25 protein-coding genes are annotated in these 25,040 nt (G+C 62.0%); 10 read left to right on the top strand and 15 right to left on the bottom strand.

All coding sequences use genetic code 11. The features are described from left to right. Nucleotides 1-19 precede the first annotated feature (19 nt). The 5 genes from metW to BFQ03_RS06880 form a co-directional block, all read right to left on the bottom strand. Nucleotides 20-640: a methionine biosynthesis protein MetW gene (gene metW, locus BFQ03_RS06900; RefSeq protein ID WP_029300485.1), complete on the bottom strand. Its 621-nt coding sequence runs from the start codon at nucleotides 638-640 to the stop codon at nucleotides 20-22. A gap of 7 nt (nucleotides 641-647) precedes the next feature. Then, nucleotides 648-1,787 (bottom strand): homoserine O-succinyltransferase MetX, encoded by a 1,140-nt coding sequence (locus BFQ03_RS06895; protein ID WP_032858805.1) that lies wholly within the window; start codon nucleotides 1,785-1,787, stop codon nucleotides 648-650. A 162-nt stretch (nucleotides 1,788-1,949) separates the two neighbouring features. After that, nucleotides 1,950-2,540, bottom strand: coding sequence for a YggT family protein (locus BFQ03_RS06890; RefSeq protein ID WP_065942748.1), 591 nt, complete (start codon nucleotides 2,538-2,540; stop codon nucleotides 1,950-1,952). Between the two features lie 9 nt (nucleotides 2,541-2,549). Further along, the gene (gene proC, locus BFQ03_RS06885; RefSeq protein ID WP_065942747.1) at nucleotides 2,550-3,368 is read right to left on the bottom strand and encodes a pyrroline-5-carboxylate reductase; all 819 of its coding nucleotides are present in this window, start codon (nucleotides 3,366-3,368) and stop codon (nucleotides 2,550-2,552) included. A gap of 34 nt (nucleotides 3,369-3,402) precedes the next feature. Beyond that, nucleotides 3,403-4,089: a YggS family pyridoxal phosphate-dependent enzyme gene (locus BFQ03_RS06880; RefSeq protein WP_032858800.1), complete on the bottom strand. Its 687-nt coding sequence runs from the start codon at nucleotides 4,087-4,089 to the stop codon at nucleotides 3,403-3,405. A gap of 57 nt (nucleotides 4,090-4,146) precedes the next feature. Here BFQ03_RS06880 and BFQ03_RS06875 point away from each other — a divergent pair, with 57 nt between their 5' ends. Further along, complete coding sequence (locus tag BFQ03_RS06875; protein ID WP_065942746.1) at nucleotides 4,147-5,181, top strand: type IV pilus twitching motility protein PilT; 1,035 nt, start codon at nucleotides 4,147-4,149, stop codon at nucleotides 5,179-5,181. A 140-nt stretch (nucleotides 5,182-5,321) separates the two neighbouring features. Here BFQ03_RS06875 and BFQ03_RS06870 read toward each other — a convergent pair whose 3' ends face one another. Beyond that, the gene (locus BFQ03_RS06870; protein WP_032858798.1) at nucleotides 5,322-5,957 is read right to left on the bottom strand and encodes a C40 family peptidase; all 636 of its coding nucleotides are present in this window, start codon (nucleotides 5,955-5,957) and stop codon (nucleotides 5,322-5,324) included. Nucleotides 5,958-6,206: 249 nt separating this feature from the next. Between BFQ03_RS06870 and BFQ03_RS06865 the strand changes: the two genes are divergently transcribed. Then, entirely contained in the window at nucleotides 6,207-6,635 is a 429-nt protein-coding gene (locus BFQ03_RS06865; protein WP_032858797.1) for an NINE protein, read from the top strand. A 117-nt stretch (nucleotides 6,636-6,752) separates the two neighbouring features. Here BFQ03_RS06865 and BFQ03_RS06860 read toward each other — a convergent pair whose 3' ends face one another. The 7 genes from BFQ03_RS06860 to gshB form a co-directional block, all read right to left on the bottom strand. Then, on the bottom strand, nucleotides 6,753-8,024 hold the full coding sequence (locus BFQ03_RS06860) for a dihydroorotase (protein ID WP_065942745.1): 1,272 nt from the start codon (nucleotides 8,022-8,024) through the stop codon (nucleotides 6,753-6,755). Beyond that, a complete protein-coding gene (locus BFQ03_RS06855) occupies nucleotides 8,021-9,025 on the bottom strand; it encodes an aspartate carbamoyltransferase catalytic subunit (RefSeq protein ID WP_032858794.1) in 1,005 nt (334 codons plus the stop codon). The genes BFQ03_RS06860 and BFQ03_RS06855 overlap by 4 nt, the downstream gene beginning before the upstream one ends. Nucleotides 9,026-9,049: 24 nt before the next feature. Then, nucleotides 9,050-9,556, bottom strand: coding sequence for a bifunctional pyr operon transcriptional regulator/uracil phosphoribosyltransferase PyrR (gene pyrR / locus BFQ03_RS06850; protein WP_065942744.1), 507 nt, complete (start codon nucleotides 9,554-9,556; stop codon nucleotides 9,050-9,052). An 82-nt stretch (nucleotides 9,557-9,638) separates the two neighbouring features. Next, nucleotides 9,639-10,076, bottom strand: a complete 438-nt coding sequence (gene ruvX, locus BFQ03_RS06845; protein WP_005792259.1) for a Holliday junction resolvase RuvX — start codon at nucleotides 10,074-10,076, stop codon at nucleotides 9,639-9,641. Beyond that, nucleotides 10,076-10,645, bottom strand: coding sequence for a YqgE/AlgH family protein (locus BFQ03_RS06840; RefSeq protein WP_032858790.1), 570 nt, complete (start codon nucleotides 10,643-10,645; stop codon nucleotides 10,076-10,078). Before BFQ03_RS06840 ends, ruvX begins: the two co-directional genes overlap by 1 nt. Nucleotides 10,646-10,763: 118 nt before the next feature. Next, entirely contained in the window at nucleotides 10,764-11,663 is a 900-nt protein-coding gene (locus BFQ03_RS06835) for an energy transducer TonB (protein ID WP_032858789.1), read from the bottom strand. A 77-nt stretch (nucleotides 11,664-11,740) separates the two neighbouring features. Then, nucleotides 11,741-12,694: a glutathione synthase gene (gene gshB, locus BFQ03_RS06830; protein WP_065942743.1), complete on the bottom strand. Its 954-nt coding sequence runs from the start codon at nucleotides 12,692-12,694 to the stop codon at nucleotides 11,741-11,743. A 239-nt stretch (nucleotides 12,695-12,933) separates the two neighbouring features. Between gshB and pilG the strand changes: the two genes are divergently transcribed. From pilG to BFQ03_RS06800, 6 genes are all read left to right on the top strand, one after another. Continuing rightward, the gene (gene pilG, locus BFQ03_RS06825; protein ID WP_032858786.1) at nucleotides 12,934-13,341 is read left to right on the top strand and encodes a twitching motility response regulator PilG; all 408 of its coding nucleotides are present in this window, start codon (nucleotides 12,934-12,936) and stop codon (nucleotides 13,339-13,341) included. A 46-nt stretch (nucleotides 13,342-13,387) separates the two neighbouring features. Beyond that, nucleotides 13,388-13,753 carry a twitching motility response regulator PilH gene (gene pilH, locus BFQ03_RS06820; protein ID WP_029300454.1) on the top strand — a complete coding sequence of 122 codons (366 nt, stop codon included), beginning with the start codon at nucleotides 13,388-13,390 and terminating at the stop codon, nucleotides 13,751-13,753. Between the two features lie 12 nt (nucleotides 13,754-13,765). After that, nucleotides 13,766-14,302: a chemotaxis protein CheW gene (locus tag BFQ03_RS06815; protein ID WP_032858785.1), complete on the top strand. Its 537-nt coding sequence runs from the start codon at nucleotides 13,766-13,768 to the stop codon at nucleotides 14,300-14,302. Continuing rightward, nucleotides 14,299-16,350 carry a methyl-accepting chemotaxis protein gene (locus BFQ03_RS06810; RefSeq protein WP_065942742.1) on the top strand — a complete coding sequence of 684 codons (2,052 nt, stop codon included), beginning with the start codon at nucleotides 14,299-14,301 and terminating at the stop codon, nucleotides 16,348-16,350. Before BFQ03_RS06815 ends, BFQ03_RS06810 begins: the two co-directional genes overlap by 4 nt. A gap of 158 nt (nucleotides 16,351-16,508) precedes the next feature. After that, nucleotides 16,509-22,364, top strand: a complete 5,856-nt coding sequence (locus tag BFQ03_RS06805; protein WP_065942741.1) for an Hpt domain-containing protein — start codon at nucleotides 16,509-16,511, stop codon at nucleotides 22,362-22,364. Beyond that, the gene (locus BFQ03_RS06800; protein ID WP_032858780.1) at nucleotides 22,357-22,812 is read left to right on the top strand and encodes a chemotaxis protein CheW; all 456 of its coding nucleotides are present in this window, start codon (nucleotides 22,357-22,359) and stop codon (nucleotides 22,810-22,812) included. The genes BFQ03_RS06805 and BFQ03_RS06800 overlap by 8 nt, the downstream gene beginning before the upstream one ends. Nucleotides 22,813-22,845: 33 nt before the next feature. Here the strand turns inward: BFQ03_RS06800 and BFQ03_RS06795 are convergent, their stop codons facing one another. Next, nucleotides 22,846-23,133 (bottom strand): HigA family addiction module antitoxin, encoded by a 288-nt coding sequence (locus BFQ03_RS06795; RefSeq protein WP_065942740.1) that lies wholly within the window; start codon nucleotides 23,131-23,133, stop codon nucleotides 22,846-22,848. A gap of 14 nt (nucleotides 23,134-23,147) precedes the next feature. Beyond that, nucleotides 23,148-23,426 carry a type II toxin-antitoxin system RelE/ParE family toxin gene (locus BFQ03_RS28885; protein WP_083204802.1) on the bottom strand — a complete coding sequence of 93 codons (279 nt, stop codon included), beginning with the start codon at nucleotides 23,424-23,426 and terminating at the stop codon, nucleotides 23,148-23,150. Nucleotides 23,427-23,911: 485 nt separating this feature from the next. On the opposite strand from BFQ03_RS28885, the gene BFQ03_RS06785 reads away from it, so the two are divergent. After that, nucleotides 23,912-24,163, top strand: a complete 252-nt coding sequence (locus BFQ03_RS06785; RefSeq protein ID WP_065942763.1) for a DUF6124 family protein — start codon at nucleotides 23,912-23,914, stop codon at nucleotides 24,161-24,163. A 196-nt stretch (nucleotides 24,164-24,359) separates the two neighbouring features. Beyond that, entirely contained in the window at nucleotides 24,360-25,001 is a 642-nt protein-coding gene (locus BFQ03_RS06780; RefSeq protein ID WP_139115652.1) for a hypothetical protein, read from the top strand. Nucleotides 25,002-25,040: the final 39 nt, after the last annotated feature.

Below are 25,040 nucleotides of genomic sequence, written 5' to 3'. Positions count from 1 at the left end.
TCGTCCTCCTCGAAAATGGTTAGACGGCAATCTGATGGTCGGTCAGGCCGGGACTGCTGACCCGATAAATCCCGATCTCACCTAAAAGATTAGGCCATAGCTTACTCGCCCAGCCGTGGCGGTGCTGTTGATCGACGGCAAGGCGGTTGATCACTTTGGCTTCGCGCCCGCTGCACAGTGCTTCGAAATCCTCGAAGGTGCAGAAGTGAATGTTCGGTGTGTTGTACCAGGTGTATGGCAGGAAGTCCGACACTGGCATCCGGCCCTTGGTGGCCAGGTACCAGCGGCAGCGCCAGTGGCCGAAGTTGGGGAAGGTAATGATGCACTGGCGGCCGACACGCAACATTTCGTCGAGGATCCGATCCGGGTAGTGCACGGCCTGCAGGGCCTGGGTCATCACCACGATATCGAAGCTGTTGCTGGCAAAGTTGCCCAGGCCCTTGTCCAGGTCCTGCTCGATCACGTTGATGCCCTTGGCCACGCACTGGGCGATGTTGTCCGGGTCGTTTTCCAGGCCATAGCCGGTGACTTGCTTGTTGTCGCGCAGCCAGCTCAGCAGTTCGCCATCGCCGCAACCGAGGTCGAGCACGCGGCTGCCGGCGGGGATCCAGTCTTGGATGATTTCCAGGTCGGCTCTCATGGCGTTCTCACAAAGTAATGCGGTTCATGTAGTTGCTGAAAGCCTGCAAATAACGTGGGATCGGGATCAGGAAGGCATCGTGGCCTTGCGGTGCATCGATCTCCAGGTAGCAGACGTCTTTGCGCGCGGCCATCAGCGCATCCACCAGTTCCCGCGAACGGGCCGGGGAGAAGCGCCAGTCGGTGGTAAACGACATCACGCAGAACTTGGCGCTGGCACCCTCGAAGGTTTTCGCCAGGTCGTCATCAAAGTTTGCCGCCGGGTCGAAGTAGTCCAGGGCCTTGGTCATCAGCAGGTAGGTGTTGGCGTCGAAACGCCCGGAGAACTCCTCGCCCTGATAGCGCAGGTAACTTTCGACCTGGAACTCGACGCTGTGGAAGTCGTAGTTGAGCTTCTCGCTCTTGAGCCCACGGCCGAATTTCTCGCCCATGGAGTCATCCGACAGGTAGGTGATGTGCCCGACCATCCGCGCCAGCATCAGCCCGCGCTTGGGGATCACGCCCGCTTCCTGGAACGAACCGCCGTGGAACTCCGGGTCGGTGAGGATCGCCTGGCGCGCCACTTCGTTGAAGGCGATGTTCTGTGCCGACAACTTGGGGGCCGAGGCGATGGCCAGGCAATGGCGCACACGGTCGGGGTAAGTGATGGTCCATTGCAGCGCCTGCATGCCGCCCAGGCTGCCGCCGATCACCGCCGCCCATTGGCGTACACCGAGCAGGTCGGCCAGGCGTGCCTGGCTGTGCACCCAGTCTTCCACGGTCAACACCGGGAAGTCGGCGCCAAACGGCTTGCCGGTCTCCGGGTTGAGGCTGCTGGGGCCGGTGGACCCGTTGCAGCCGCCGAGGTTGTTCAGGCTGACCACAAAGAACTTGTTGGTGTCGATGGGCTTGCCGGGGCCGATGCAGCTGTCCCACCAGCCGGGCTTGCGCTCGTCGGCGCTGTGGTAGCCCGCCGCGTGATGATGGCCAGACAGGGCGTGGCAGATCAGCACGGCATTGCTGGCCGTGGCGTTCAGCGCGCCGTAGGTTTCATAGATCAGGTCATAGGCCGGCAGCGATCGACCGCAGGCCAGGGCCAGGGGTTCGCTGAAGTGCGCCACTTGGGGCACGACCAGTCCAACAGAATCGGGGGGGAAGGCAGCTGGCATCGACCCTGCTCTCGTTTAAATGAGGCGTAAGTCTAAAGAGCGGGGGGGCTAGCGGCAAGCGAACCTTGTCCGGGCTGATGACGGCTTGTTTCTGTAGGAGCCGGCTTGTCGGCGATGGCGTTTTCGCGGGTGCCATCGCCGGCAAGCCGGCTCCTACAAAGGTCAGATCAGCAGGCGCAGGATGTCCGGCATCATGGTCATCGCCGCCAGGTTGTTGATCACCAGCATATCCAGGAGCTTGAGCACCATGAACGCGAGGATCGGCGAGATATCCAGGCCGCCGAGGTTCGGCAGGATCTTGCGGAACGGCGCCAGGGCGGGCTCGCAGATCTGGTTGACCAGTTCGGCGCCAGGGTTATGGCTGCCCGGTGCGACCCAGGACAGGATCACGCTGATGATCAGGGCAAAGAAGAAAATCTTCAGGAACAGTGCGGTCACGCCGATCAGGGCCCACACCATCAGTTGCAGGAAGTTGCCGGTGGTGCCGTAGGTCAGCAACAGCGTCAGGGCCATCAGCGCCAGTTGGACCAGGATCGCCAGTACCAGCGATGACATGTCCAGGCCGAACAGGCTCGGGATCATCCGGCGCAACGGCTTGAGCAACGGCTGGGTGGCCTTCACGGCGAACTGGCACAGAGGGTTGTAGAAGTTGGCGCGTACCAGTTGCAACACAAAACGCAACAGCACGATCAGCAGATACAGACTGCCGAGGGTTTGCAGCACGTAGACGGCTGCGGTGTTCAAACCAATCATATTGGCTCCTTATTGACCTAGTTGTTCGGCCAGTTCGGCCGAGCGGTGCGCGGCGGCACCCAGTGCTTTTTCGACCAGGGCTTCAAAGCCCCCGGCCTGGAACGATTCGATGGCAGCCTGTGTGGTGCCATTGGGCGATGTCACGCGACGGCGCAACTCGGCTGCATCCACATCGCTGGACACCACCATATGCGCGGCGCCGAAGGCGGTTTGCTGAGTCAGTTGCTCGGCGATTTCCCGTGGCAGGCCCAGCTTCACGCCAGCCTCGGTCATGGCTTCGACCAGCAGGAAGAAATACGCCGGGCCACTGCCGGACACGGCGGTGACGGCATCCAGTTGCTGTTCTTCTTCCAGCCACAGGGCCATGCCCACGGCCGACAGCAGTTCCTGGGCCTGCTCACGCTGAGCGGTGCTGACTTGTGCCGTCGCGTACAAGCCGCTCACGCCCTGGCGCAACAGCGATGGCGTGTTGGGCATGCAGCGTACGATGGGCTGGGCGCCGAGCCAGGTGTTCATGCTGGCGCAGTTGATGCCGGCGGCAATCGACACCACCAGTTGTTGCGGCGCCAGGCTTGGGCGCAGGGCTTCGCACACGGCCTTCATGGCCTGTGGCTTGACCGCCAGCACAATCACGTCGACACCCTGGATGGCCTCGGCGTTGTCGGCAAAGGTCTGGATACCGTGCTCGGCACTCACCCGGGCGCGGGTCTCGGCGCCGGGATCGCTGGCGCGAATCTGCGCAGCTTCCAGGCCCTTGGCCCGCAGGCCGCCGATCAGGCTGGCCGCCATGTTGCCGGCGCCGATAAAGGCTATACGCGTGTTGCTCATGACAGGTCCTTACTCAGATGGAAGTCAGCCATTTTCATGGCTGGCCGTAGTCGCGGGCGCCAAACAGGGCGGTACCGATCCGCACCCAGGTGGCCCCTTGGGCAATGGCCGACTCAAGGTCATGGCTCATGCCCATGGAAAGTGTGTCGAGCCCAAGGTTCAGGCTCGCTTGCAAGTCACGCACGGCTGCGAACGCGGCATCTTGCGCGGCACGGTCCTCGGTAGGCTCGGGAATCGCCATCAGGCCCCTTAGCTTCAAACGCGGCAGGGCGCTGATCGCCTCGGCCAGCGCTGGCAAATCGGCGGGTGTACAGCCGGATTTGCTGGCTTCGCCACTGACATTGACCTGAATGCAGATATTGAGTGCTGGCAGGTCGGCCGGGCGTTGCTCGGACAGGCGTTGGGCGATTTTCAGGCGGTCCACAGAGTGCACCCAAGCGAAGTTCTCGGCGATAGCGCGCGTCTTGTTCGATTGAATGGGGCCGATGAAGTGCCAACTCAAGGGCAGGTCGGTTAATTCGGCTTGTTTGCCGAGGGCTTCCTGCAAGTAGTTCTCGCCGAAGTCGCGCATCCCGGCGGCATAGGCTTCGCGCACGGCTTGCGCGGGCTTGGTCTTGCTGACCGCCAGCAAATGCACGCTGGATTCATCGCGTTGCACGGCCTGGGCCGCAGCACGGATCCGCTGACTAACCAGGCCAATATTGTCTGCTATGGTCGACATTCAAGTTGCGCCCGTGGATATGGAGTCCGCGGCATTCTACTGGAAATGGATAGCCCTATGGACATCACTGAACTGCTGGCCGCAAGCGTCAGCCGGGGCGCCTCCGACCTGCATCTGTCGGCAGGGCTGGCGCCGAGGATGCGAATTGACGGTGAGGTGGTGCCACTCGATTGGCCATCATTGAGTGCTACGCAAGTTGCGGACTTGCTCAGCCCGATCCTCAATAAGCATCAACAAAAGGATTTCGAAACATCTCTTGAAACGGATTTTTCCTTCGAGTTACCTGGCGTTGCGCGCTTTCGCGCCAACGTGTTCCGCCAGCACCGGGGGATAGGCGCGGTGTTTCGCACGATTCCCTCCCAGGTCCAGAGCCTCGAAACCCTGGGGCTGGGCGATATATTCCGGCGCATTACCGAGTTGCCCAGGGGGTTGGTACTGGTGACCGGTGCGACGGGCTCGGGCAAGTCCACTACCCTGGCGGCGATGGTCGATTACCTCAACAACACCCGCCATCAGCACATCCTCACCCTTGAAGACCCCATCGAATTTGTCCATGAACCGCGCAAGGCACTGATCAACCAGCGCCAGGTACATCGCGACACCCACAGCTTTTCCACGGCCCTGCGCTCTGCGTTGCGCGAAGACCCGGACGTGATCCTGGTGGGTGAGTTGCGCGACCTGGAAACCATCCGCCTGGCCCTGACGGCGGCTGAAACCGGGCACCTGGTGCTTGGCACCCTGCACACCAGTTCGGCGGCAAAGACCGTGGACCGGCTGGTGGACGTATTCCCGGCAGGGGAAAAGGCCATGGTCCGTTCGATGCTCTCGGAGTCGCTGCAGGCGGTGGTTTCCCAGGTGTTACTGAAAAAAGTTGGCGGCGGGCGCGTGGCGGCCCATGAAATCATGCTCGGTACACCGGCGATCCGTAACCTGATCCGCGAGGACAAGGTGGCGCAGTTGTACTCGGCGATCCAGACGGGTGGGGCGTTGGGGATGAAGACGTTGGATATGAGCTTGAAGGGGCTGGTCGGGGAAGGGGTCGTCAGCCGGGAAGAGGCACAGCAGAAGGCGAGGGTGCCTACCGACATGTGAGGTCTTGCGGGCAATAAAAATCAAATGTGGGAGCGGGCTTGCTCGCGAATGCGGTGTGTCAGTCACCCTCTTTGGTGGCTGATCTATTGCATTCGCGAGCAAGCCCGCTCCCACATGTTTTACCGCATTTCAGCCTTGAATCAGCGTTGCACGATCCGCAGGTTGTTCTGCTCTTTAGGCAGCACACGCTTGGCAATCACGTAGTTCTTGTTCCAGAACGGCTTTTTCAGGGTGTCGATGCTGACCGACTTGCCACGCCGCGGTGCGTGAATGAAGCGGTCGTTGCCCAGGTAGATGGCAACATGGTTGACTTGGCGGCTCTTGAGCTTGAAGAACAGCAGGTCGCCAGGCTTCAAATCCTTGCGATCGACTTTCTGCCCGTGGCCGCTGGCCATGGCATTGGAGGTGCGTGGTAAATCCACCGCAGCTACATCATTGAAGGCGTATTTCACCAGGCCGCTGCAATCAAAGCCTTTACTTGGGCTGCTGCCGCCCCAACGATAAGGCGTACCGAGCACGTTGACCGCACGGCTGAGGACTTTGCTGCTTTGCTGGTTATTGTTCGCAACCAGGCCGGAAACTGCTTTACCGTGGGCCTTGCTCACTTGAGTCGGGCGCTTGACGGTGAGTTTTACCGATTTGGCGGAGCTGGTAGTGGCGTGGACTTTAGGGGTGAAACCATTGACGTTCGGAAGTCGTTGCTCACGATTGGTGGCGTGGGCGGCCAGTGGCATTAATAGGCAAATGGTTAGCCATGTCTTTAAAAATGGTCGCATAAGGCAGGCTCTTGTTGGTTTGCGCGCAACTTTATAACAGCTTTTAGTGTCTTTCTCAGGCCGTTTGTCGACTGAACCTTGACGTCAAAATCAGGAAAACCGCGACGAACCGTCGCAATTGTCCTACACAAGTCAGGCGGTACAAGGCTTTGAGGGAAGCGACGATATCATTTGCCGTACGTCGGGTGCCTGTAAAAAAGTCACAAAGAAACCAGAAATATTTATCTATCGAGGCAAAAGAGGTCATTCATGAACACCTATCGACAGGCTGTTTCGCAACAGGACACTCACAGCAAGATGATCGGTTACCTGCTCTGGATCTTCGGATTCACCGGCGCGCACCGTTTCTATTACGGCAAGCCGGTGACCGGGACGATCTGGTTCTTCACCTTTGGTTTGCTGGGAATTGGCTGGCTGATCGACCTGTTCCTGATCCCAGCGATGGACCGCGAAGCCGACCTGCGCTTTACCGCAGGGCCGATCGAATACAACGTGGCCTGGATTCTATTGGCGTTCCTGGGGGTGTTTGGCTTGCACCGTATGTATCAGGGCAAATGGCTTACCGGCCTGTTGTACCTGGTGACCGGCGGCTTGTTCCTGCTGGGTGTGCTGTATGACTTCTGGACGCTGAATACGCAGATTTCGGTGCGCAATGCCGAGCGGCTGGGCGGTCGATAAGCGCAGATCCTGAACTGTAGGAGCTGGCTTGCCTGCGATACAGTCACCTCGGTGTGTCAGTGACACTGAGGTGATGCAATCGCAGGCAAGCCAGCTCCCACATTGGAGCGGTGTGGATCAAGTCTGGTAGCTGATCCGTCCGTCCACCAGGGTGTAGCGCACATTCGCCGGCAAGCTATGGCCGATGAATGGGCAGTTTTCCCCCCTGGACAGCCACTGCTCGCCAGCCACGGTGGAACTGGCCGGATCAAACAGCACCAGATCTGCCGGCGAACCCACCGCCAACTTGCCCGCCGGCAGGCGCAACGCCTGGGCCGGGCCTGAACTCAGGCGTGCGAGCAGCGTTGGCAGGTCCAGCAAACCATCTTCCACCAGGGTCATCGCCAATGGCAGCAGCAACTCGACGCTGCTGATCCCAGGCTCTGTCGCGCCAAACGGTGCCAGCTTGGCATCCCGTTCGTGGGGCTGGTGATGGCTGGAGATCGCCGAAACTACCCCAGACTTCACCGCCGCGCGCAAACCATCACGGTCGGCGCGGGTGCGCAGTGGCGGTTGCACGTGGTACAGGCTGGAGAAGTCGATCAACGCCTCATCCGTCAGGATCAACTGGTACAACGCCACATCGGCGGTCACCGGCAAGCCACGGGCCTGCGCCTGGGCGATCAGGGCCACGCCCCGGGCGCTGGTCAGTTGGCTGAAGTGCGCGCGTACGCCGCTTTGCTCCACCAACAGCAGGTCACGGGCCAGGGCCACGGTTTCTGCGGTTTCCGGGATGCCCGCAAGGCCGAGGAAACTGGCGGTGGCGCCTTCATGGGCCAGGCCACCTTCGGCCAGGTCGCGGTCCTGGGAGTGGAAGATCACCGTCAGGTCGAAGGTGGCCGCATATTCCAGCGCACGGCACAGGGTGCGGGTGCTGCGGAAACTCTCCAGGCCATTGCCGAAGGCTACGCAGCCGGCGTCACGCAGGGCAATCAGTTCGGCCAGTTGTTCGCCGTCCAGGCCTTTGCTCAGGGCGCCAATGGGGAACACTTTGCAATTGCCGGCCTCGCGGGCGCGGTCGAGGATCAGCTCGGTCACGGCCGAGGTGTCCAGTACCGGCTTGGTCTGCGGCGGGCAGCACAGGCTGGTCACGCCACCGGCGGCGGCGGCGCGGGTTTCGCTGGCGATGCTGCCTTTGCGGCTGTAGCCCGGTTCGCGCAGGGCGACGTTCAGGTCCACCAGCCCAGGCGCGGCCACCAGGCCTTTGGCGTCGATGGTTTGGGTCGGGCTGAAACCGCTGGGTGCGGCGCCGATGGCAATGATCTTGCCGGCTTCCAGGTGCAGATCGCTGACTTGATCCAGGCCACTGGCTGGATCGATGACTCGGGCGCCGAGAATGCTGAGCTTCACTGGGCGTTCTCCTGCTCGAATTGACGTTGGGCTGTTTGCCCGCTCATGGCCATGGACAGCACGGCCATGCGCACGGCGATGCCGTAGGTGACCTGGTTGAGAATCACCGAATGCGGGCCGTCGGCCACCGCCGACTCAATCTCCACCCCACGGTTGATCGGGCCAGGGTGCATGACAATCGCATCGGGCTTGGCGCCGGCCAGGCGCGCGGTGGTCAGGCCGAACAGGCGGTAGAACTCGCCCTCGCTGGGCAGCAGGCCACCGGCCATGCGCTCGCGTTGCAGGCGCAGCATGATCACCACGTCGACGTCCTTCAGGCCTTCAGCCATGTCGGTGTAGACCTTCACCCCGTATTGCTCGATACCCACCGGCAGCAGGGTTTTCGGCGCAATCACGCGGATGTCCGGGCAGCCCAGGGTTTTCAGGGCCAGCATGTTCGAGCGCGCCACCCGCGAGTGCAGGATGTCGCCAACGATAGCCACCGAGAGGTTTTCAAAGCCGCCCTTGTGCCGACGGATGGTGAGCATGTCGAGCATGCCCTGGGTCGGGTGGGCGTGACGGCCATCGCCGCCGTTGATGATCGCCACCTGCGGGCACACGTGCTCGGCGATAAAGTGCGCCGCGCCCGAGTCGCTGTGGCGTACCACGAACATGTCGGCCGCCATGGCTTCCAGGTTGCGCAGGGTGTCGAGCAGGGTTTCGCCCTTGCTCGCCGACGAGGTGGAGACGTTCAGGGTGATCACGTCGGCTGACAGGCGCTGGGCCGCCAGCTCGAAGGTGGTGCGCGTGCGCGTGGAGTTCTCGAAGAACACGTTGCAAATGGTTTTGCCGCGCAGCAGCGGGACTTTTTTCACCGCCCGGCCGCCGACTTCGAGGAACGAGTCGGCAGTGTCGAGGATTTCGGTGAGCAATTCGCGGGGCAGGCCGTCGAGGGACAGGAAGTGTTGCAGCTGGCCCTGAGCGTTGAGCTGCAGCGGGCGCTTGGCATCTAGAGGCGTCATCGCGGGGACTCTTTACAAGGCGGTTTAAAGGGCGAGGTCTTGCAGTTCGAGTTCGAGCGGCGTGGGACCGGACAATTTTACCCGCTGCTGGGCTGAAAGCGACAGGGTTGCGCCCACGACATCCGGGCTGATTGGCAGTTCGCCAGCGTCGAGGTCGAGCAGGCAGACCAGGGTGATACTGGCCGGGCGGCCGTAGTCGAACAGCTCGTTCATGGCGGCGCGGATGGTACGTCCGCTCATCAGCACGTCATCGATCAGCACCAGGTGCTGGCCTTCGATCTCGAACGGCAGCTCTGACGGACGCACCTGCGGGTGCAGGCCGTTCTGGCTGAAGTCGTCGCGGTAGAAGGACACGTCCAGGGTGCCCAGGGGCGACTCACTGCCCAATTCTTGCAGCAAGGCCTGGGCGACCCACACGCCACCGGTGCGGATGCCAATGAAGCGCGGCTCGCTGATGGCACGGTGTTGCAAGTGGGTCGTCAGGCTCGTCGCCATCTGACGGATCAGTTCGGCGGGATTGGGCAGGCTCATGGTGGCTCCTTCAGGGGCTTGGGCAGCGTGACGCTGGCAAAGTCCGGGCTCAAACGTAAGAAGACGCGGCAAGCCGCGTCAGTCAGGATTCAAATAAAGCGGTGTTTTCATCCAGCCAGCCCTGCAACAGCAAGGCGGCGGCAATGGCGTCGACCGGGTTGTCGCGGTAGCTGCCCTTTTGCCCGCCACGGTCGCGACGCTCACCCTTGGCCTCGAAGGTGGTCAAGCGCTCATCGTGGGTATAGAACGGCAGGTTGTAGCGCCCATTGAGGCGGCGGGCGAATTTTTCCGCGCGCAGGCACATATCGCTGGGGGTGCCGTCCATGTTCAACGGCAGGCCAACCACCACCGCGTCGGGCTTCCACTCCTTGATCAGGGCTTCGACCTGATTCCAGTCCGGTATGCCGTTCTGCGCCTTCAAGGTACACAGCTCGCGGGCTTGGCCGGTGATGACCTGGCCCACGGCGACGCCGATCTGCTTGGTGCCGTAGTCAAACCCGAGGATCAATCGCAAGGCCATCAGGCGTGTCCCGCCTGGCTGGTCAGCAGGTTGAGGTTGACCCCCAACTGTGCCGCCGCGGCGTTAAGACGCAGCTCGCTGGCGGTATTGAACAGAATGTCGGCATCAAACGGGCAGGTCAGCCAGGCATTGTTGGCCAGCTCTTCTTCCAGTTGCCCGGCTTCCCAGCCCGCGTAGCCCAGGGTAATCAGGCTCTGCTTGGGGCCGACGCCATCGGCGATGGCAAACAGCACGTCCTGGGACGTGGACAGCGATACCCCGTCCAGATCAACCGTTGCCTGAAACGTCGGGCCCGTGGGGTGCAGCACGAAACCACGGTCGGTCTGCACCGGCCCGCCGAAATAGATCGGCACCGCCTGGCAACTGGCGGGTGGGTCGATCTCCGGGCGCAGTTGCTCAAGGATATCGGCCAGGTTCAGGTCCTGCGGGCGGTTGACCACCAACCCCATGGCGCCATTGGCCGTGTGCTCGACGATATAGGTCAAGGTGTGCGCAAAGTTCGGGTCGGCCATATGGGGCATGGCGATCAGGAATTGGTGCTTGAGGTAAGTCGGGCTGACATTTTTCATGTCCGCTAGTGTGGCGTTGGAGGGGCGAACTGACAAGCTGGGGATGTGTAGGAAATCGGTTAGCGGATTTATTTCCTGTGTAGGAGCAAGCTCGCTCCTACACCGTTGAGGGGGCAGATCAGTTGCTGGAAAGACGATCTCCCTTGGCAAAACGCCAGGTGCGGATGATTTCCAGGCGGTCGATATCGTTCAGGTCACCGGTAAACGGGGCGAACGGTGCGGCCAGGCGCACGATGCGTTGCGCCGCCTGGTCCAGCAACGGCTGGCCGGACGACTCCAGCACCAGTACTTCATATAAGGAACCGTCGCGGTTGATCGACACCAGCAGGCGCAGGTTGCCGTAGATCTGCTGGCGCCGGGCCTCGTCCGGGTAGTTCAGGTTGCCGATGCGCTCGACCTTCTTGCGCCATTCGTCCTTATACCAGGCGCCTTTGTCGCGCATGGTCGAGGCGGCATTGAGCCGGTAGATACGCGGGCGCTTGGCGTACAACTGTTGCTCATTGGCCAGTTCGGCCTCCAGGCTGGAGATTTCGCTGGAAAGTTGCGAGGCGTCGAATGTGGGGGCGGGTGTGCGTGGCGCAGGCTCAGTCTTCACGGCTTCGCGCGGGGTCGCGGTTTTCTGTGGCTTTGGCGCGACAGTGGCGACAGCCGCCTTGGGCACGGCCTGCTTGACCTCGGGTTTGGCCGCAGGAGGCGGCGTGACCTTATTGATCTTGTTGTCCTGGAAGGGCGCCACTTCGGTGGTCTTGGGCACTGCCTTCTTGTCCAGGGTACCGCTGCCTTGCTGATTATCCTGCGCCAGAAAGTCAGCCTTCTCGGGCTTTTTCTCACTTTTGAAGGTGGCGAGGGTGATTTCCAGGGTTTTACTGATCTGCTGGGGTTCGACGAAGGTAAAGCCCAGCCCGAGGATCAACGCCAAGTGAATCAGCGCTGCCAGGAACAGGGTAAAGCCGAGCCGATCAGCCGGGCGCACGCGGCTGCGGCTGAATTCGGGGGGCAGGTCAGACGGGAGCGTCATAGCAGGAAAACCAACATCGCGCGTTTCACAGGTGGCGCATGATAGCGCAATGTTGGTTTACATCCGGCTGTTCTATGTCACTTGGCTTGTAGCTTGTCGGCAATCGCTGCCATGAGCATTTCGCCGATATTGGTGCCGAACGCGTTGTCTATTTCGCGAATACAGGTCGGACTGGTGACGTTGATTTCCGTCAGGTGCTCGCCAATTACGTCAAGGCCTACAAACAGCAGGCCTTTTTCCCGCAGGGTCGGGCCAACCTGGGCGGCGATCCAGCGGTCCTTGTCGCTCAGCGGGCGGGCTTCGCCACGGCCACCTGCCGCGAGGTTGCCACGGGTCTCGCCGGCCGCCGGGATACGCGCCAGGCAGTAATCCACCGGCTCGCCGTCGATCATCAGGATGCGCTTGTCGCCATCCTTGATCGCCGGTAGGTAGGCCTGGCCCATGATCTGCTGGGTGCCCAGCGCGGTCAGGGTTTCGAGGATGACCGACAGGTTCGGATCGCCTGCGCGGTGGCGGAAGATCGAGGTGCCACCCATGCCGTCCAGCGGCTTGAGGATCACATCACCGTGCTTGGCGGCAAATTCACGCAGCACGTCGGCGCGGCGGCTGACCACGGTCGGTGGCGTGCACTGTGGGAACAGCGTGGCGAACAGCTTTTCATTGCAGTCACGCAGGCTTTGCGGCTTGTTGACGATCAGCACGCCCGCGCGCTCGGCCTGCTCCAGCAGGTAGGTGGAGTAGACGAACTCCATGTCGAACGGCGGGTCCTTGCGCATCAGGATCACGTCCAGGTCGCTCAGGGGGCTGTCGACCTCGTCTGCCAGCTCAAACCACTTCTCAGGGTTGGCGAACACCTGCAAGGGGCGCATCCGCGCCCGCGCCTCGCCGTCACCCTGGTAAAGGTCGCGCTGTTCCATATAGAACAGGGTCCAGCCGCGGGCCTGGGCGGCCAGCAGCATGGCCAGCGAGCTATCCTTTTTATAGGAGATGCTGGCGATAGGGTCCATGACAATGCCGACGCGAACGCTCATGGGGGATTTCCTCTAGCAAATAAGGGCGCATAAAAGTGGCGTCAGAGTGGCGCTGCGGCTGTTGTGGGTCAAGGAAAAACCACCTTGCCGGTCGGCCGATAGATTGCCTCCCCAGTCTGTGCTAAAAAGGCTGCCATGGCGTGTCGGCCCTTGAACCACAAGGGTTCTGGCGCTCGTCCCTGGCAATATCCGGCAGTACACACCGAAAACCGATTCGCTGTGGCGATGGTAGAGCAGATATGGAACAGCATTCCAACGCCTTGAAAGTGATGGTGATCGACGATTCGAAAACGATTCGCCGCACCGCTGAGACGCTGTTGAAGAACGTAGGGTGCGAAGTCATCACGGCCATCGACGGTTTTGATGCCCTGGCCAGGATCGTCGACCATCACCCGCACATTATCTTTGTCGACATCATGATGCCGCGCCTGGATGGTTATCAGACCTGCGCCCTGGTCAAGAACAACCCGGCGTTCAAGGCCATCCCGGTGATCATGCTGTCATCCAGGGATGGCCTGTTCGACAAGGCCAAGGGGCGCATCGTTGGTGTCGATCAATTTTTGACCAAGCCTTTCAGCAAGGAAGAACTGCTGAGTGCGATCAAGGCCTATGTGCCGGGTTTCGCTGCAGTAGAACAAGCACATTGACCCAGCCCCCTCGGGGCTTGCGTCAACCAATGTAGTGGGGAAAACCATGGCACGCGTTCTGATCGTCGACGATTCGCCGACTGAAATGTACAAACTGACGGGCATGCTGGAAAAGCACGGCCACCAGGTCCTCAAGGCCGAGAATGGCGCCGACGGCGTGGCCCTGGCCCGCCAGGAAAAACCCGATGCGGTGTTGATGGATATCGTCATGCCGGGCCTCAATGGTTTCCAGGCCACGCGCCAGCTGTCCAAGGAGCCGGAAACCAACGGTATCCCGATCATCATCGTCACCACCAAGGACCAGGAAACCGACAAGATCTGGGGCGCACGCCAGGGGGCCAAGGCGTACCTGACCAAGCCGGTGGAAGAAGACAAGCTGATCGAAGTCCTGAACTCGGTGCTCAAGCCCTGACGGCTCGCCCCCATGACCGAGTCGCAAACCGCCTTTGAGCTGCTGCTGGACATCGACCGCCGCTGCCGCCTGCTGGCCGCTGACCTGCCGTCCCAGGAAACCCGCTCCCACAGTTGGAGCGGCATCGGTTTTCGCCTGGGGGAGCATTGGTATGTCGCGCCCATGGGCGAAGTCGCCGAGGTGTTGCATGAGCCGCGCTGCACGCTGATGCCCGGGGTCAAGCCCTGGGTCAAGGGCGTGGCCAACCTGCGCGGGCGCTTGCTGCCGGTGATCAACCTGTGCGGGTTCTTCGGCTATGAGTTATCGGCCGCGCGCAAACAGCGCCGGGTGCTGGTGATCGAGCACGAAGACACCTTTGTCGGCCTGCTGGTGGATGAAGTGGTCGGCCTGCAACATTTTGCCCAGGACCTGCTGCGCCCGGTATCGGCCAGTGTGCCCGCCGCCAGCGCTGCATTTATCCAAGGCCAGTTCAGCGGCGACCCGCTGTGGCAGGTCTTCAGCCCCTTTGCCCTGGCCCAGGCCCCGGGCTTTCTGGATGTTGCCGCATGAGCACCGTCACTCCCGTCAAACCGCAGCCAGCTTCGCGCAGCCGTTCGCAGATCATCGTGCTGTTTATTGCGCTGATCATCTTCATCATGCTGCTGTTCGCCAACTTCGCCTACCTCAACACCCAGTCCACCTATGACAAGCAGTACATCGGCCATGCCGGCGAGCTGCGGGTACTGTCCCAGCGCATAGCCAAGAACGCCACGGAAGCAGCGGCCGGCAAGGCCGCGGCGTTCAAGCTGTTGAGCGAGGCGCGCAATGATTTTGCCCAGCGCTGGGGCTACCTGAAAAAAGGCGACCCGGCCACCGGCCTGCCTGCCGCGCCCAGCGCCGTGCGCAGCGAAATGCGCGCCGTGCAGCACGACTGGGAAGCCCTGCTGAAGAACACCGACGTGATCCTGGCCAGCGAGCAGACGGTGCTGTCGTTGCATCAAGTGGCCGCGACCCTGGCCGAAACCGTACCGCAATTGCAGATAGAGTCGGAAAAGGTCGTCGAAATCCTGCTGCAACGCGGCGCGCCCGCCAGCCAGGTGGCGGTGGCCCAGCGCCAATCGCTGTTGGCCGAGCGCATCCTGGGGGCGGTCAATACGGTGTTGGCGGGGGACGAAACTGCCGTCAAGGCCGCCGACGCCTTTGGCCGCGATGCCAACCGCTTTGGCCAGGTCCTGGCCGGCATGCTCCAGGGCAGCGCCGGCCTGAAAATCAGCGAAGTACAAGACCCCGACGCCCGCGCGCGCCTGGCGGAAATCGCCGAGCTGTTCGAGTTTGTCTCCGGCTCCGTGGATGAAATCCTCGAAACCTCGCCGCAACTGTTCCAGGTGCGCGCCTCGGCGAGCAACATCTTCAGCCTCTCGCAAACCCTGCTCGATGAAGCCTCGCACCTGGCCATCGGCTTTGAAAACCTCGCCGGCGGGCGCACCCTCGACACCATCGGTGGCTATGTCCTGGGCTTGCTGGCGTTGGCCTCGATCATCCTGATCGGCCTGGTGATGGTGCGCGAGACCAATCGCCAGTTACGCGAAACCGCCGAGAAAAACGAACGCAACCAGAACGCGATCATGCGCCTGCTGGACGAAATCGAAGACCTGGCTGACGGCGACCTCACCGTGACCGCCTCGGTGACCGAAGACTTTACCGGCACCATCGCCGACTCCATCAACTACTCGGTGGACCAGTTGCGCGACCTGGTGGCGACCATCAACCTCACCGCCGGTGAAGTCGCCGGCGCCGTGCAGGAGACCCAGGCCACGGCCATGCACCTGGCCCAGGCCTCGGAGCATCAGGCCCAGCAGATCGCCGAGGCGTCGACGGCAATCAACCAGATGGCCCAATCCATCGACCAGGTGTCGGCCAATGCCGCCGAGTCCTCGGCGGTTGCCGAACGCTCGGTGGAAATCGCCAACAAGGGCAACGAGGTGGTGCACAACACCATCCATGGCATGGACAACATCCGCGAACAGATCCAGGACACCGCCAAGCGCATCAAGCGCCTGGGGGAGTCGTCCCAGGAGATTGGCGATATCGTCAGCCTGATCGACGACATTGCCGAGCAGACCAACATCCTCGCCCTCAACGCCGCGATCCAGGCAAGCATGGCCGGTGATGCCGGGCGCGGCTTTGCGGTAGTGGCCGATGAAGTGCAGCGCCTGGCCGAACGTTCGTCAGCCGCGACCCGGCAGATCGAGAGCCTGGTGCGGGCGATCCAGACCGACACCAACGAAGCGGTGATCTCCATGGAGCAGACCACCACCGAAGTGGTTCGTGGTGCGCGGCTGGCCCAGGACGCCGGGGTGGCGCTGGAAGAAATCGAGGGCGTGTCCAAGACCCTGGCTGCCTTGATCCAGAGCATTTCCAACGCCGCGCAGCAGCAAACCTCGTCGGCAGGGCAGATCTCGCTGACCATGAACGTGATCCAGCAGATCACCAGCCAGACCTCATCCGGCTCCACGGCCACCGCCGACAGCATTGGCAACCTGGCCAAAATGGCCAGCCAACTGCGGCGCTCGGTATCGGGTTTCACCTTGCCGCCCGTGCGCAAGACCGATGAATGACATGCCCCCCCAAAACCACCGCAATCTAAATGTGGGAGCGGGCTTGCTCGCGAAAGCGGTGTATCAGTCACCTGATGTGCCGACTGACCCAGCGCTTTCGCGAGCAAGCCCGCTCCCACATGGATTCTCACGTTTCACCCATTCAGACGGGAGTCGTTATGGTTGACCGGCACGACTACGTCGCCCTCGAATGGGTCAAGGGCGAGATCGCCGACACCCTGAAGCAGGCCCGTTCGGCGCTGGACGCCTACACCGACGAGGCCAGCGATGAGGCCCTCGCGCAGTGCCTGGAGGGCATTCACCAGGTTCATGGTGCCCTGCAAATGGTCGAGTTCTACGGCGCGGCGTTGCTCGCCGAAGAAATGGAGCACCTGGCCCAGGCCCTGCAAGCCGGGCGTGTCAGCCAGCGCGAAGAAGGGATTCGCCTGCTGCAACAGGCCCTCGGGCAACTGCCGTTGTACCTGGACCGTGTCCACAGTGCCCGGCGCGACCTGCCCCTGGTGGTGTTGCCGCTGCTCAACGACCTGCGCAGTGTGCATGGCAAAAGCCTGCTCTCGGAAACCAGCCTGTTCAGCCCGCAACTGCTGGTGATCGCGCCGCTGCCCGAGGATGCACTGGCCCAACGTGCGCCGGCGGATTTTGCCGAGCAACTGCAGCAATGGCGGCAAATGCTGCAACAGGGCTTGGCCGGGCTGCTGCGTGAGGACCACGGCCCGAGCAACCTGGAAGACATGGCCCGGGTCTTCGCCCAACTGGAAGCGCTGTGTCACGGCGCGCCGTTGCTGGCGTTGTGGCAAGTCACCTCGGCGCTGACCGAAGGCATGCTCACCGGGGTCATCGCCAATAGCCCGGCGTTGCGCAGCCTGTTCAAGAGTTGTGACAAGGTGCTCAAGCGCCTGCAAATCCAGGGCATCGAAGGGATCAACACCCCGGCGCCGGACCAATTGCTCAAGAGCCTGCTGTTCTATATCGCCAAAGTCACCCGGCCGACCCCGCGCATGCAAAGCCTCAAGGAACGCTATGGCCTGGATGAGGCCTTGCCCGACAGCGCGGTGGTCGATGCCGAACGTGCGCGCCTGGCCGGACCCGACCGCAATGCCATGGGCTCGGTACTGGGTGCGTTGTGTGAAGAGCTGGTGCGGGTCAAGGAACGCCTGGACCTGTTCGTGCGCAGCGATCGCCAACACCTCTCGGGCCTGGACAGCCTGTTGGCGCCCTTGCGACAGATTGCCGACACCCTCGCGGTATTGGGGTTTGGCCAGCCGCGCAAAGTCATCATCGACCAGTTGGCGGTGGTCCAGGGCCTGGCCCAGGGGCAGCGTGAACCCAACGATGCGGTGTTGATGGATGTGGCCGGGGCGTTGTTGTATGTCGAAGCGACGCTGGCCGGGATGGTCGGTACCGTCGAGCCGCAAAGCCGTGAAGACAGCCGCCTGCCCACCACCGACCTGACTCAGATCCACCAGTTGGTGATCAAGGAATCATGCCAGTGCCTCAAGCAGGCCCGGGAACTGGTGATCGACTGCCTTGAAGCGCACTGGGATACGCAGCGCCTGGAGTCCCTGCCCGAACTGCTGACCCAGGTGCGTGGCGCCCTGGCGATGATCCCGCTGCACCGTGCGGCGAGCCTGATGCGTGGTTTCAATGACTACGTGGATGAGCAATTGATGGTCCACGCCACTGCACCAGCGGCGGTGGACCTTGAGCATTTTGCCGATGTGCTCACCAGTCTTGAGCACTACCTGGAGCGTATGCTGCAGGACCCGGATGCGCCGGGTGAGCGCGTACTGGATATCGCCTTCGACGGGCTTGCGGCGCTCGGCTACGCGCCCGTACAGGCGCAGCAGCCCTGGCGCCAGGAGCGGGCCGTGCCGGCCGATGAGTTGCCGGTCGACTCCCAGACCCTGGCCCAGGCGCTCGCCAGCCCGACCCCGCGCCTCAACCCGCCGGCACTGCAACGCCCGGGCAGCCTGTTGCCGCCGCCTGCCGACGAAGAGTCGGTGGATGACGAACTGCGTGAGGTGTTCCTGGAAGAAACCGCAGAAGTGCTGGAAGTGTTGCAGCGCCTGGTCCCCCAGGGCGCTGCGAGCCTGGCCGACAAGACTGCCCTGAGCGACATGCGCCGAGCCTTCCATACCTTGAAAGGCAGCGGGCGCATGGTGCGGGCGTTGGTGTTGGCAGAGTTGGCCTGGGCCGTGGAAAACCTGCTCAACCGCGTGATCGAACGGGTCGTCGCGCCCGGCCCTGAAGTCCAGGCGGTATTGGACGATGTTGTGTTACTGCTGCCCGAGTTGATCGCCGAGTTCGCCTCTGACACTCAGCGCCAGCGGGACGATGCCGACCACCTTGCGGCACGCGCCCACGCCCTGGCCAATGGCGCGCCATTACCGGTTGCCGTGGAGCCGGACGACAACACGCTCGACCCGCTGCTGCTGGAGATTTTCCGCAACGAAGCGCTAAGCCACCTGGACAGCCTCAATCGGTTCTTGCACCAGGCCACCGAACAGATGCCGCTGCACGTCAGCGACGAGTTGCAACGCGCCCTGCATACCCTCAAGGGCAGTGCCTATATGGCGGGCGTCTTGCCAATCGCCGAACTGGCGCGGCCGTTGGATCACTTGACCCGTGAGTACAAGGCCCATCGCCTGGCGCTGGACCTGGATGAAGTCGAACTGTTGCTGGAGGGTGAAGCCCTGTTCCAGCGCGGCTTGCGCCAGTTGGGCAGTGATCCCCTGGTGCCTATCGAAGGCGCGCAGTCCTTGATCGAACGCACCCAGGCGCGTCTCGACAGCCAGCTCGAAGCCTTCCTCAACGCCCCGAGCACGGGCTTGCGGGTCAAGCGCGACCCGCAGTTGATCAGCAACTTCCTGGCCCAGGGCATGGATATCCTGCTGGACGCCGAAAGCCTGCTGCGGCGCTGGCAGCAACACCCCGGCGAGCGCCAGGAACTCAGCGCATTGCTGGACGAACTGACCACCCTGGGCGAGGGCGCGCACCTGGCCGACCTGCACCCGATGGACGAGTTGTGTGAAGCCTTGCTCGACCTGTACGGCGCAGTGGAAGAGAGCAGCCTGGCGGTCAGCGAGCGGTTTTTCCATGAGGCCGAGCAGGCCCATGAAGCCCTGATCAACATGCTCGACCAACTGGCCGCCGGCCAGGAAATCAGCCCGGCGCCGGCACGCATGAAGGCCTTGCGCGAGTTGCTCGATGAAGGGCTAGATCCGAGCGCCACCGGGCTGATCAAAAGCGATGGCAGTCGTACACTGAGCATTGCCGAATTGGGCGCGGCCACCACCCAGTTGCAACAGGACTGGGCGGTGGACGATGAGATCGTCGAGATCTTCCTTGAAGAGGCCGTGGATATCCTCGACAGCGCCGGGCAATCCCTCAAGCGCTGGTTACTGGAGCCCGACGGCGTGGCGCCGCTCTCGTCCCTGCAACGCGACCTGCACACCCTGCGGGGCGGCGCGCGCATGGCCGAAATCGGCCCGGTGGGCGATCTGGCCCAGGAACTGGAAAGCCTTTACGAAGGCCTGGTGGACCGGCGCTACAGCTACTCCGGCGAATTGGCGCAAGTGTTGATGGACAGCCATGAACACCTGGCGTTGCAGTTGGAGCAGTTGCAAGAGCAGCAACCCTTGAGTGATTCCAGCGCCCTGATCAACCGTTTGCGCGAGGTACGCCAGAACGCCGCGCCGGTGGCGGTTCCCACACCGCTCGAGGCGCAGGTAGCCGGCAGTGATCCCGAGCTGCTGGACATCTTTCTTGAAGAAGCCGCCGACATTCTCGACAGCTCCGGCGCCGCGCTGTTGCGCTGGCAGGCCGAGCCGCAGAATCGCCAGGACGTCGAGACCCTGCTGCGCGACCTGCACACCCTCAAGGGCGGCGCACGCATGGTCGAGATCGGCCCCATCGGCGACCTGGCCCATGAGTTGGAGTTTCTCTACGAAGGCTTGTCGGCCGGCTTGCTGGCGCCTACCGCTGAGCTGTTTGCGTTGCTGCAAGGCTGCCACGACCGCCTGGCACAGATGGTCGAGGCGGTGGCGGCGGGGTTGCCGGTTGGCTCGGTAGAACGTCTGATCGAGCGGATCAAAAGCCTGGTCCAACCTGTCGAAGCCCAGGCTGCTCCGGTCGCGATGCCCGCCGCCAAACCCGAGGCGCCGGCTGCCAGTGAGCCGGGCGCGGACATGGTGAAAATCTCTGCCGAACTGCTGGATGACCTGGTTAACCTCGCCGGTGAAACTTCGATTTTCCGTGGGCGTATCGAGCAGCAGGTCAACGATGCACGCACCGCCCTTGCCGAGGTGCAAACCACCATCGAGCGCATGCGCGACCAACTGCGCCGCCTCGATACCGAGACCCAGGGGCGGATCCTCAGCCGCCAGCATGCCGAAGCCGAGCGCCTGGGCTACGAAGAATTCGACCCGCTGGAAATGGATCGCCATTCGCAGTTGCAACAACTGTCCCGTGCGTTGTCCGAGTCGGCTTCGGACCTGCTGGACCTCAAGGAAACCCTCGACCAGCGAAACCAGGATGCGCAGAACCTGTTGCAGCAACAGGCGCGCATCAACACCGAGTTGCAAGAAGGCCTGATGCGCACGCGCATGGTGCCGTTCGAGCGCATGTTGCCGCGCCTCAAGCGCATCGTGCGGCAAGTGGCCGGCGAGCTGGGCAAGGATGTGGAATTCGTGGTCGGCAATGCCGAAGGCGAGATGGACCGCAACGTGCTGGAACGCATGGCAGCGCCCCTGGAACATATGCTGCGCAACGCCGTCGACCACGGCCTGGAGTCGCGGGATGCGCGGCTGTTGGCGGGCAAGCCGGAGAAAGGTCGGATCACCCTGGACCTGAGCCACGAAGGCGGCGATATCATCTTCGACATGCGCGACGACGGCGCCGGCGTGCCGCTGGATGCGGTGCGGCGCAAGGCGATCAAGCGTGGCCTGCTGGACCCGGAGATGGAGATCAGCGACCGCGACGTGTTGCAGTTCATCTTGCAGCCGGGGTTTTCCACTGCCGAAAAAATCACCCAGATTTCCGGGCGTGGTGTGGGCATGGACGTGGTGCACGAAGAAGTGCGCCAACTGGGCGGCAGCATGTTCATTGACTCCACACCCGGCCTGGGCGTGCACTTTCGCATTCGCCTGCCGTTTACCGTGTCGGTCAACCGGGCGTTGATGGTGCAGTGTGCGGAGGACCAGTACGCGATCCCGTTGAACACCATCCAGGGCCTGGTTCGGGTGTTGCCCAATGAGCTGGAAGGGCACTACCAACTGGATCCACCTGTGTATGAATACGCGGGCCAGCGCTACGAGTTGTATTACCTGGGCGAGTTGCTGCACACCGTCGCCCGGCCCAAGCTGCTGGGGCAAGGCCAGCCGTTGCCGGTGCTGTTGATGCAATGCAACGAGCGGCACATCGCGGTGCAGGTGGACGACATGGCCGGTACCCGGGAAATCGTGGTCAAGGGCCTGGGCCCGCAGTTTGCGGCAGTGCAGGGGCTGTCCGGGGCGACCATCCTCGGCGACGGCCGGGTGGTGTTGATCATCGACCTGCTGGCGCATATACGCGCCCTGGCACCGGCGTTGCCGGCCCAGGCAATGGAGAGTCCGCTGACGGTCAACGAGCCGCAGAAAAAACGGCGGTTGCTCGTGCTGGTGGTGGACGACTCGGTCACTGTGCGCAAAGTCACCAGCCGCCTGTTGGAGCGCCACGGCATGAGTGTGCTGACCGCCAAGGACGGTATCGACGCCATCGCCGTTCTGGAGGAACACACCCCCGACCTGATGTTGCTGGATATCGAGATGCCGCGCATGGACGGCTTTGAAGTGGCGATCCAGGTACGCAACGACCCACGGCTCAAGCGCCTGCCGATCATCATGATCACCTCGCGCACTGGCCAGAAACATCGCGACCGGGCCATGGCCATTGGCGTCAACGACTACCTTGGCAAGCCGTATCAAGAGTCGGTGCTGCTCGAAAGCATCGCCTACTGGAGCCCGAAACATGCTTGATCACCGCACCAGTCAACTCACCGGCCTGCTCCTGCCCTTGGCCGACCGCCACCTGCTGCTACCCAACGTAGCCGTGGCCGAGCTGATCGATTTCCAGCGCGGCGAACCGGCCAGCGACGCACCGCCGTGGTACTTGCGGCAAGTGACCTGGCGCGACCAGCAATTGCCCTTGATCAGCTTCGAGGCAGCGTGTGGCGGTGCCAGCGTGGTCAGCGAACGCGCCCGGATCGTGGTCCTCAACGCCTTGGGTGGACGGGCGACGTTGAAATTTATCGCGCTGGTGATCCAGGGCATTCCCCGCTCGTACAAGCTCGACAGCCAGTTGAGCTATGTGGACGTGCCTCTATCGCCCCTGGAATTGGCGGCGGTACAGGTTGGCGAGCATGTGGCGAAAGTGCCGGACTTGATGGGGCTGGAGGCGCTGCTGGTCGAGGCTGGGTTGGCCTGAATGTGGAAGCGGGCTTGCGCTTGGCGCCAGCCCTTACTCAATCTGCGCAAAACGCTCAATGAGCGGTTGTTCACGGTGTTCCGCTTGCCAAAGATCGTAGGCACTTTGCATCGACAACCATAACCGCGCTTTGCTGATGCCTGCCCGTTCCAGCCTCACGGCAAGGTCTGGGCTGACTGGCGCGTGACCATGCAGGATCCTGGAGAATGTTTCCCTGGCAAAGCCGAGCCGCCGGGCCATTTCGGTAATGGTGATGCCCAAGCTGGGCATCACATCCTCAAGCAGGATTTCGCCGGGATGTGGTGGGTTGTGCATACCCATGTGCGTGCCCCTGTTCAATGGTAGTCAAGGTAATCAACCAGTTCGACGTGATCATCCAGCATACGAAAAATGATGCGCCAGTTGCCGCTGATACTGACGGAACAGTAGTCGAGCAGATCGCCTTTGAGCCGATGAAAGCGCCATCCTGGGAGATTCAATTCGCCCGGGTGTTCTGCGCTATCCAGAATCAGCAGCACACGACGCAAGCGTTTCGCGTGACCCGCGTTGATGCCTTTGGTTGATCCTGTTTCATAAAAAGTCTGGAGTCCCTTGTGTTTCCAACTGACGATCATGGACGGATTGTGATGTGATACATCACGCTCTGCAATGGCCTTGTATCGGGTTTTGGGGTCAGATTCATGATGCTCTGCTGGTGGGATGATTCAAATCCAAAAGGCTAGTGAGGCGACATCCGAGCAACAACCCTAAAAGTTTGTAGGAATGATTGGTGGGGATGCAGCCCTCAGATTTTTCCCGCACGTTTTCGCGCCGCCCATGAACTTGTCGCTCGTAGCCTTCGCGCCTAGGCTTCGTCGGTCATCGCAAAAAACGGTGACACGGACGTGCAAGTCCGGTTACATATCGGCGCACCAACGCCCATAGCCATTCAACGGGCGTTTTTTATACCTGCTGTGTTTGTTATGGCGGCTGTGCGTGGGAGATCTTCGGGTCTGCCGGGGTCCGATATGCCCGGTCTTGCACACCTGCGCACAGCTGCCACCCGATTTGCGTGCAAGCAAGCGGTGTCAGTCTCCTTCACATATCGGAGATGTTCACCATGATCAAACCCACCCCCAACCCGCCTACCTCATCCAATCTCTTCACCGTCAACCCGCACCAGAACACCGAAACCCTGCTGGTCAACGCCAGCGAAACCCTCGCGTCCCTCAACGCCCTGACCTGCGGTCTGGCCTTTGAGTTGAACGGCGCCCAGCGCGGCGTACTGCTGGCGATCCAACAAATGACCGAACTGGGCCAACTGCTGGTCGAGCGTGCGTTGGAGCAAATATCGCCTGCGGCCGCTGCGTAAAACTTGATCAGTCCCAGAAAAGGACCGTTCGTTCCCTTTTTGGGACTGATGCCTGCTCGGGTAAAGCCCCACGTAAACCCGCCGATAACCCAAGGAGTCTTTCGGTGGAAGCAACAACACAATGTGGCTATTCGACGTATTTGCCCGGCTGTATAACCTCAACCCGTTTACCTTCGCTTTAATCATGTGGTTTGTGGTGCTGGTGATCACCGCCAGCGTGACGATGAAATGCCCAACCAGGCGCGGCAAGCTCGTAGGGTTTGGGATCACGTCCGTAGGCGCAGTGTTGATTCTGCGGCACCTGGAGCTGCTGACGCTCAGCGCCACGGGTAAAGAAATCAAAGGGGTCGTGACCAATTTTGTAGTCATGACCCTGGGCGGCCTGGGCTCGGGCCTGCTTGCAGTCGCTATCTCGAAAGGGCCGAACAAGGCCGAAATTGAACAGACCCGCAATTTCATCCGCGGCTGGGGCCTGAGGGGCTTTGAATACCTGTACGTGTTTATCCTCATGTGCTCACTCGCCTTGTCTGTGCTCTGCCTGCTCTTGTGGTTCTTCGGTTGGCCTGTGGTGACGGGGCATGCGGTGTCGGGCTTGTTGCTGGTGTTCCTGGGGGCGGCGTTGGGTTGCGCGATCGTCTCCCGCCTGCGCCGGTTAATGAAGTGGGAGCAGTGGGGCGTGGGTTTGTTGTTTGCGCTGTTGCTGTTTCTGCTGCCGGTGTATGTGCAGGCGGTTTGGGGGCTGGTGAGCTGGAGCCTGGCGGCGGTGTTGGGGTTCCATCTCGTCGCGGGCGCAGCCATGGGCTGGACGGTGTGGCGCCAGCGTATGGAATGGCTGTAGGAGCGAGCTTGCTCGCGAAGGACGCATAGGCGCCGCGCG

Source organism: Pseudomonas sp. 25 R 14 (assembly GCF_900004755.1).
Taxonomy (GTDB): Bacteria; Pseudomonadota; Gammaproteobacteria; order Pseudomonadales; family Pseudomonadaceae; genus Aquipseudomonas; species Aquipseudomonas brenneri.
This window is presented reverse-complemented; position numbering and strand designations above follow the sequence as displayed.

Bases quoted from the DNA above. Each gene is read 5' to 3' on its own strand.
- BFQ03_RS06805 (WP_065942741.1), top strand. From the start codon at position 16,509: ATGGTTGACCGGCACGACTACGTCGCCCTCGAATGGGTCAAGGGCGAG.
- BFQ03_RS06795 (WP_065942740.1), bottom strand. From the start codon at position 23,133: ATGGGTATGCACAACCCACCACATCCCGGCGAAATCCTGCTTGAGGAT.
- ruvX (WP_005792259.1), bottom strand. From the start codon at position 10,076: ATGGCCTTGCGATTGATCCTCGGGTTTGACTACGGCACCAAGCAGATC.
- pyrR (WP_065942744.1), bottom strand. From the start codon at position 9,556: ATGAGCCTGCCCAATCCCGCCGAACTGATCCGTCAGATGGCGACGAGC.
- BFQ03_RS06855 (WP_032858794.1), bottom strand. From the start codon at position 9,025: ATGACGCCTCTAGATGCCAAGCGCCCGCTGCAGCTCAACGCTCAGGGC.
- pilH (WP_029300454.1), top strand. From the start codon at position 13,388: ATGGCACGCGTTCTGATCGTCGACGATTCGCCGACTGAAATGTACAAA.
- proC (WP_065942747.1), bottom strand. From the start codon at position 3,368: ATGAGCAACACGCGTATAGCCTTTATCGGCGCCGGCAACATGGCGGCC.
- BFQ03_RS28885 (WP_083204802.1), bottom strand. From the start codon at position 23,426: ATGATCGTCAGTTGGAAACACAAGGGACTCCAGACTTTTTATGAAACA.
- BFQ03_RS06865 (WP_032858797.1), top strand. From the start codon at position 6,207: ATGAACACCTATCGACAGGCTGTTTCGCAACAGGACACTCACAGCAAG.
- metW (WP_029300485.1), bottom strand. From the start codon at position 640: ATGAGAGCCGACCTGGAAATCATCCAAGACTGGATCCCCGCCGGCAGC.
- BFQ03_RS06840 (WP_032858790.1), bottom strand. From the start codon at position 10,645: ATGAAAAATGTCAGCCCGACTTACCTCAAGCACCAATTCCTGATCGCC.
- BFQ03_RS06835 (WP_032858789.1), bottom strand. From the start codon at position 11,663: ATGACGCTCCCGTCTGACCTGCCCCCCGAATTCAGCCGCAGCCGCGTG.
- BFQ03_RS06875 (WP_065942746.1), top strand. From the start codon at position 4,147: ATGGACATCACTGAACTGCTGGCCGCAAGCGTCAGCCGGGGCGCCTCC.
- BFQ03_RS06880 (WP_032858800.1), bottom strand. From the start codon at position 4,089: ATGTCGACCATAGCAGACAATATTGGCCTGGTTAGTCAGCGGATCCGT.
- BFQ03_RS06815 (WP_032858785.1), top strand. From the start codon at position 13,766: ATGACCGAGTCGCAAACCGCCTTTGAGCTGCTGCTGGACATCGACCGC.
- BFQ03_RS06895 (WP_032858805.1), bottom strand. From the start codon at position 1,787: ATGCCAGCTGCCTTCCCCCCCGATTCTGTTGGACTGGTCGTGCCCCAA.
- BFQ03_RS06810 (WP_065942742.1), top strand. From the start codon at position 14,299: ATGAGCACCGTCACTCCCGTCAAACCGCAGCCAGCTTCGCGCAGCCGT.
- pilG (WP_032858786.1), top strand. From the start codon at position 12,934: ATGGAACAGCATTCCAACGCCTTGAAAGTGATGGTGATCGACGATTCG.
- BFQ03_RS06785 (WP_065942763.1), top strand. From the start codon at position 23,912: ATGATCAAACCCACCCCCAACCCGCCTACCTCATCCAATCTCTTCACC.
- BFQ03_RS06870 (WP_032858798.1), bottom strand. From the start codon at position 5,957: ATGCGACCATTTTTAAAGACATGGCTAACCATTTGCCTATTAATGCCA.
- gshB (WP_065942743.1), bottom strand. From the start codon at position 12,694: ATGAGCGTTCGCGTCGGCATTGTCATGGACCCTATCGCCAGCATCTCC.
- BFQ03_RS06890 (WP_065942748.1), bottom strand. From the start codon at position 2,540: ATGATTGGTTTGAACACCGCAGCCGTCTACGTGCTGCAAACCCTCGGC.
- BFQ03_RS06800 (WP_032858780.1), top strand. From the start codon at position 22,357: ATGCTTGATCACCGCACCAGTCAACTCACCGGCCTGCTCCTGCCCTTG.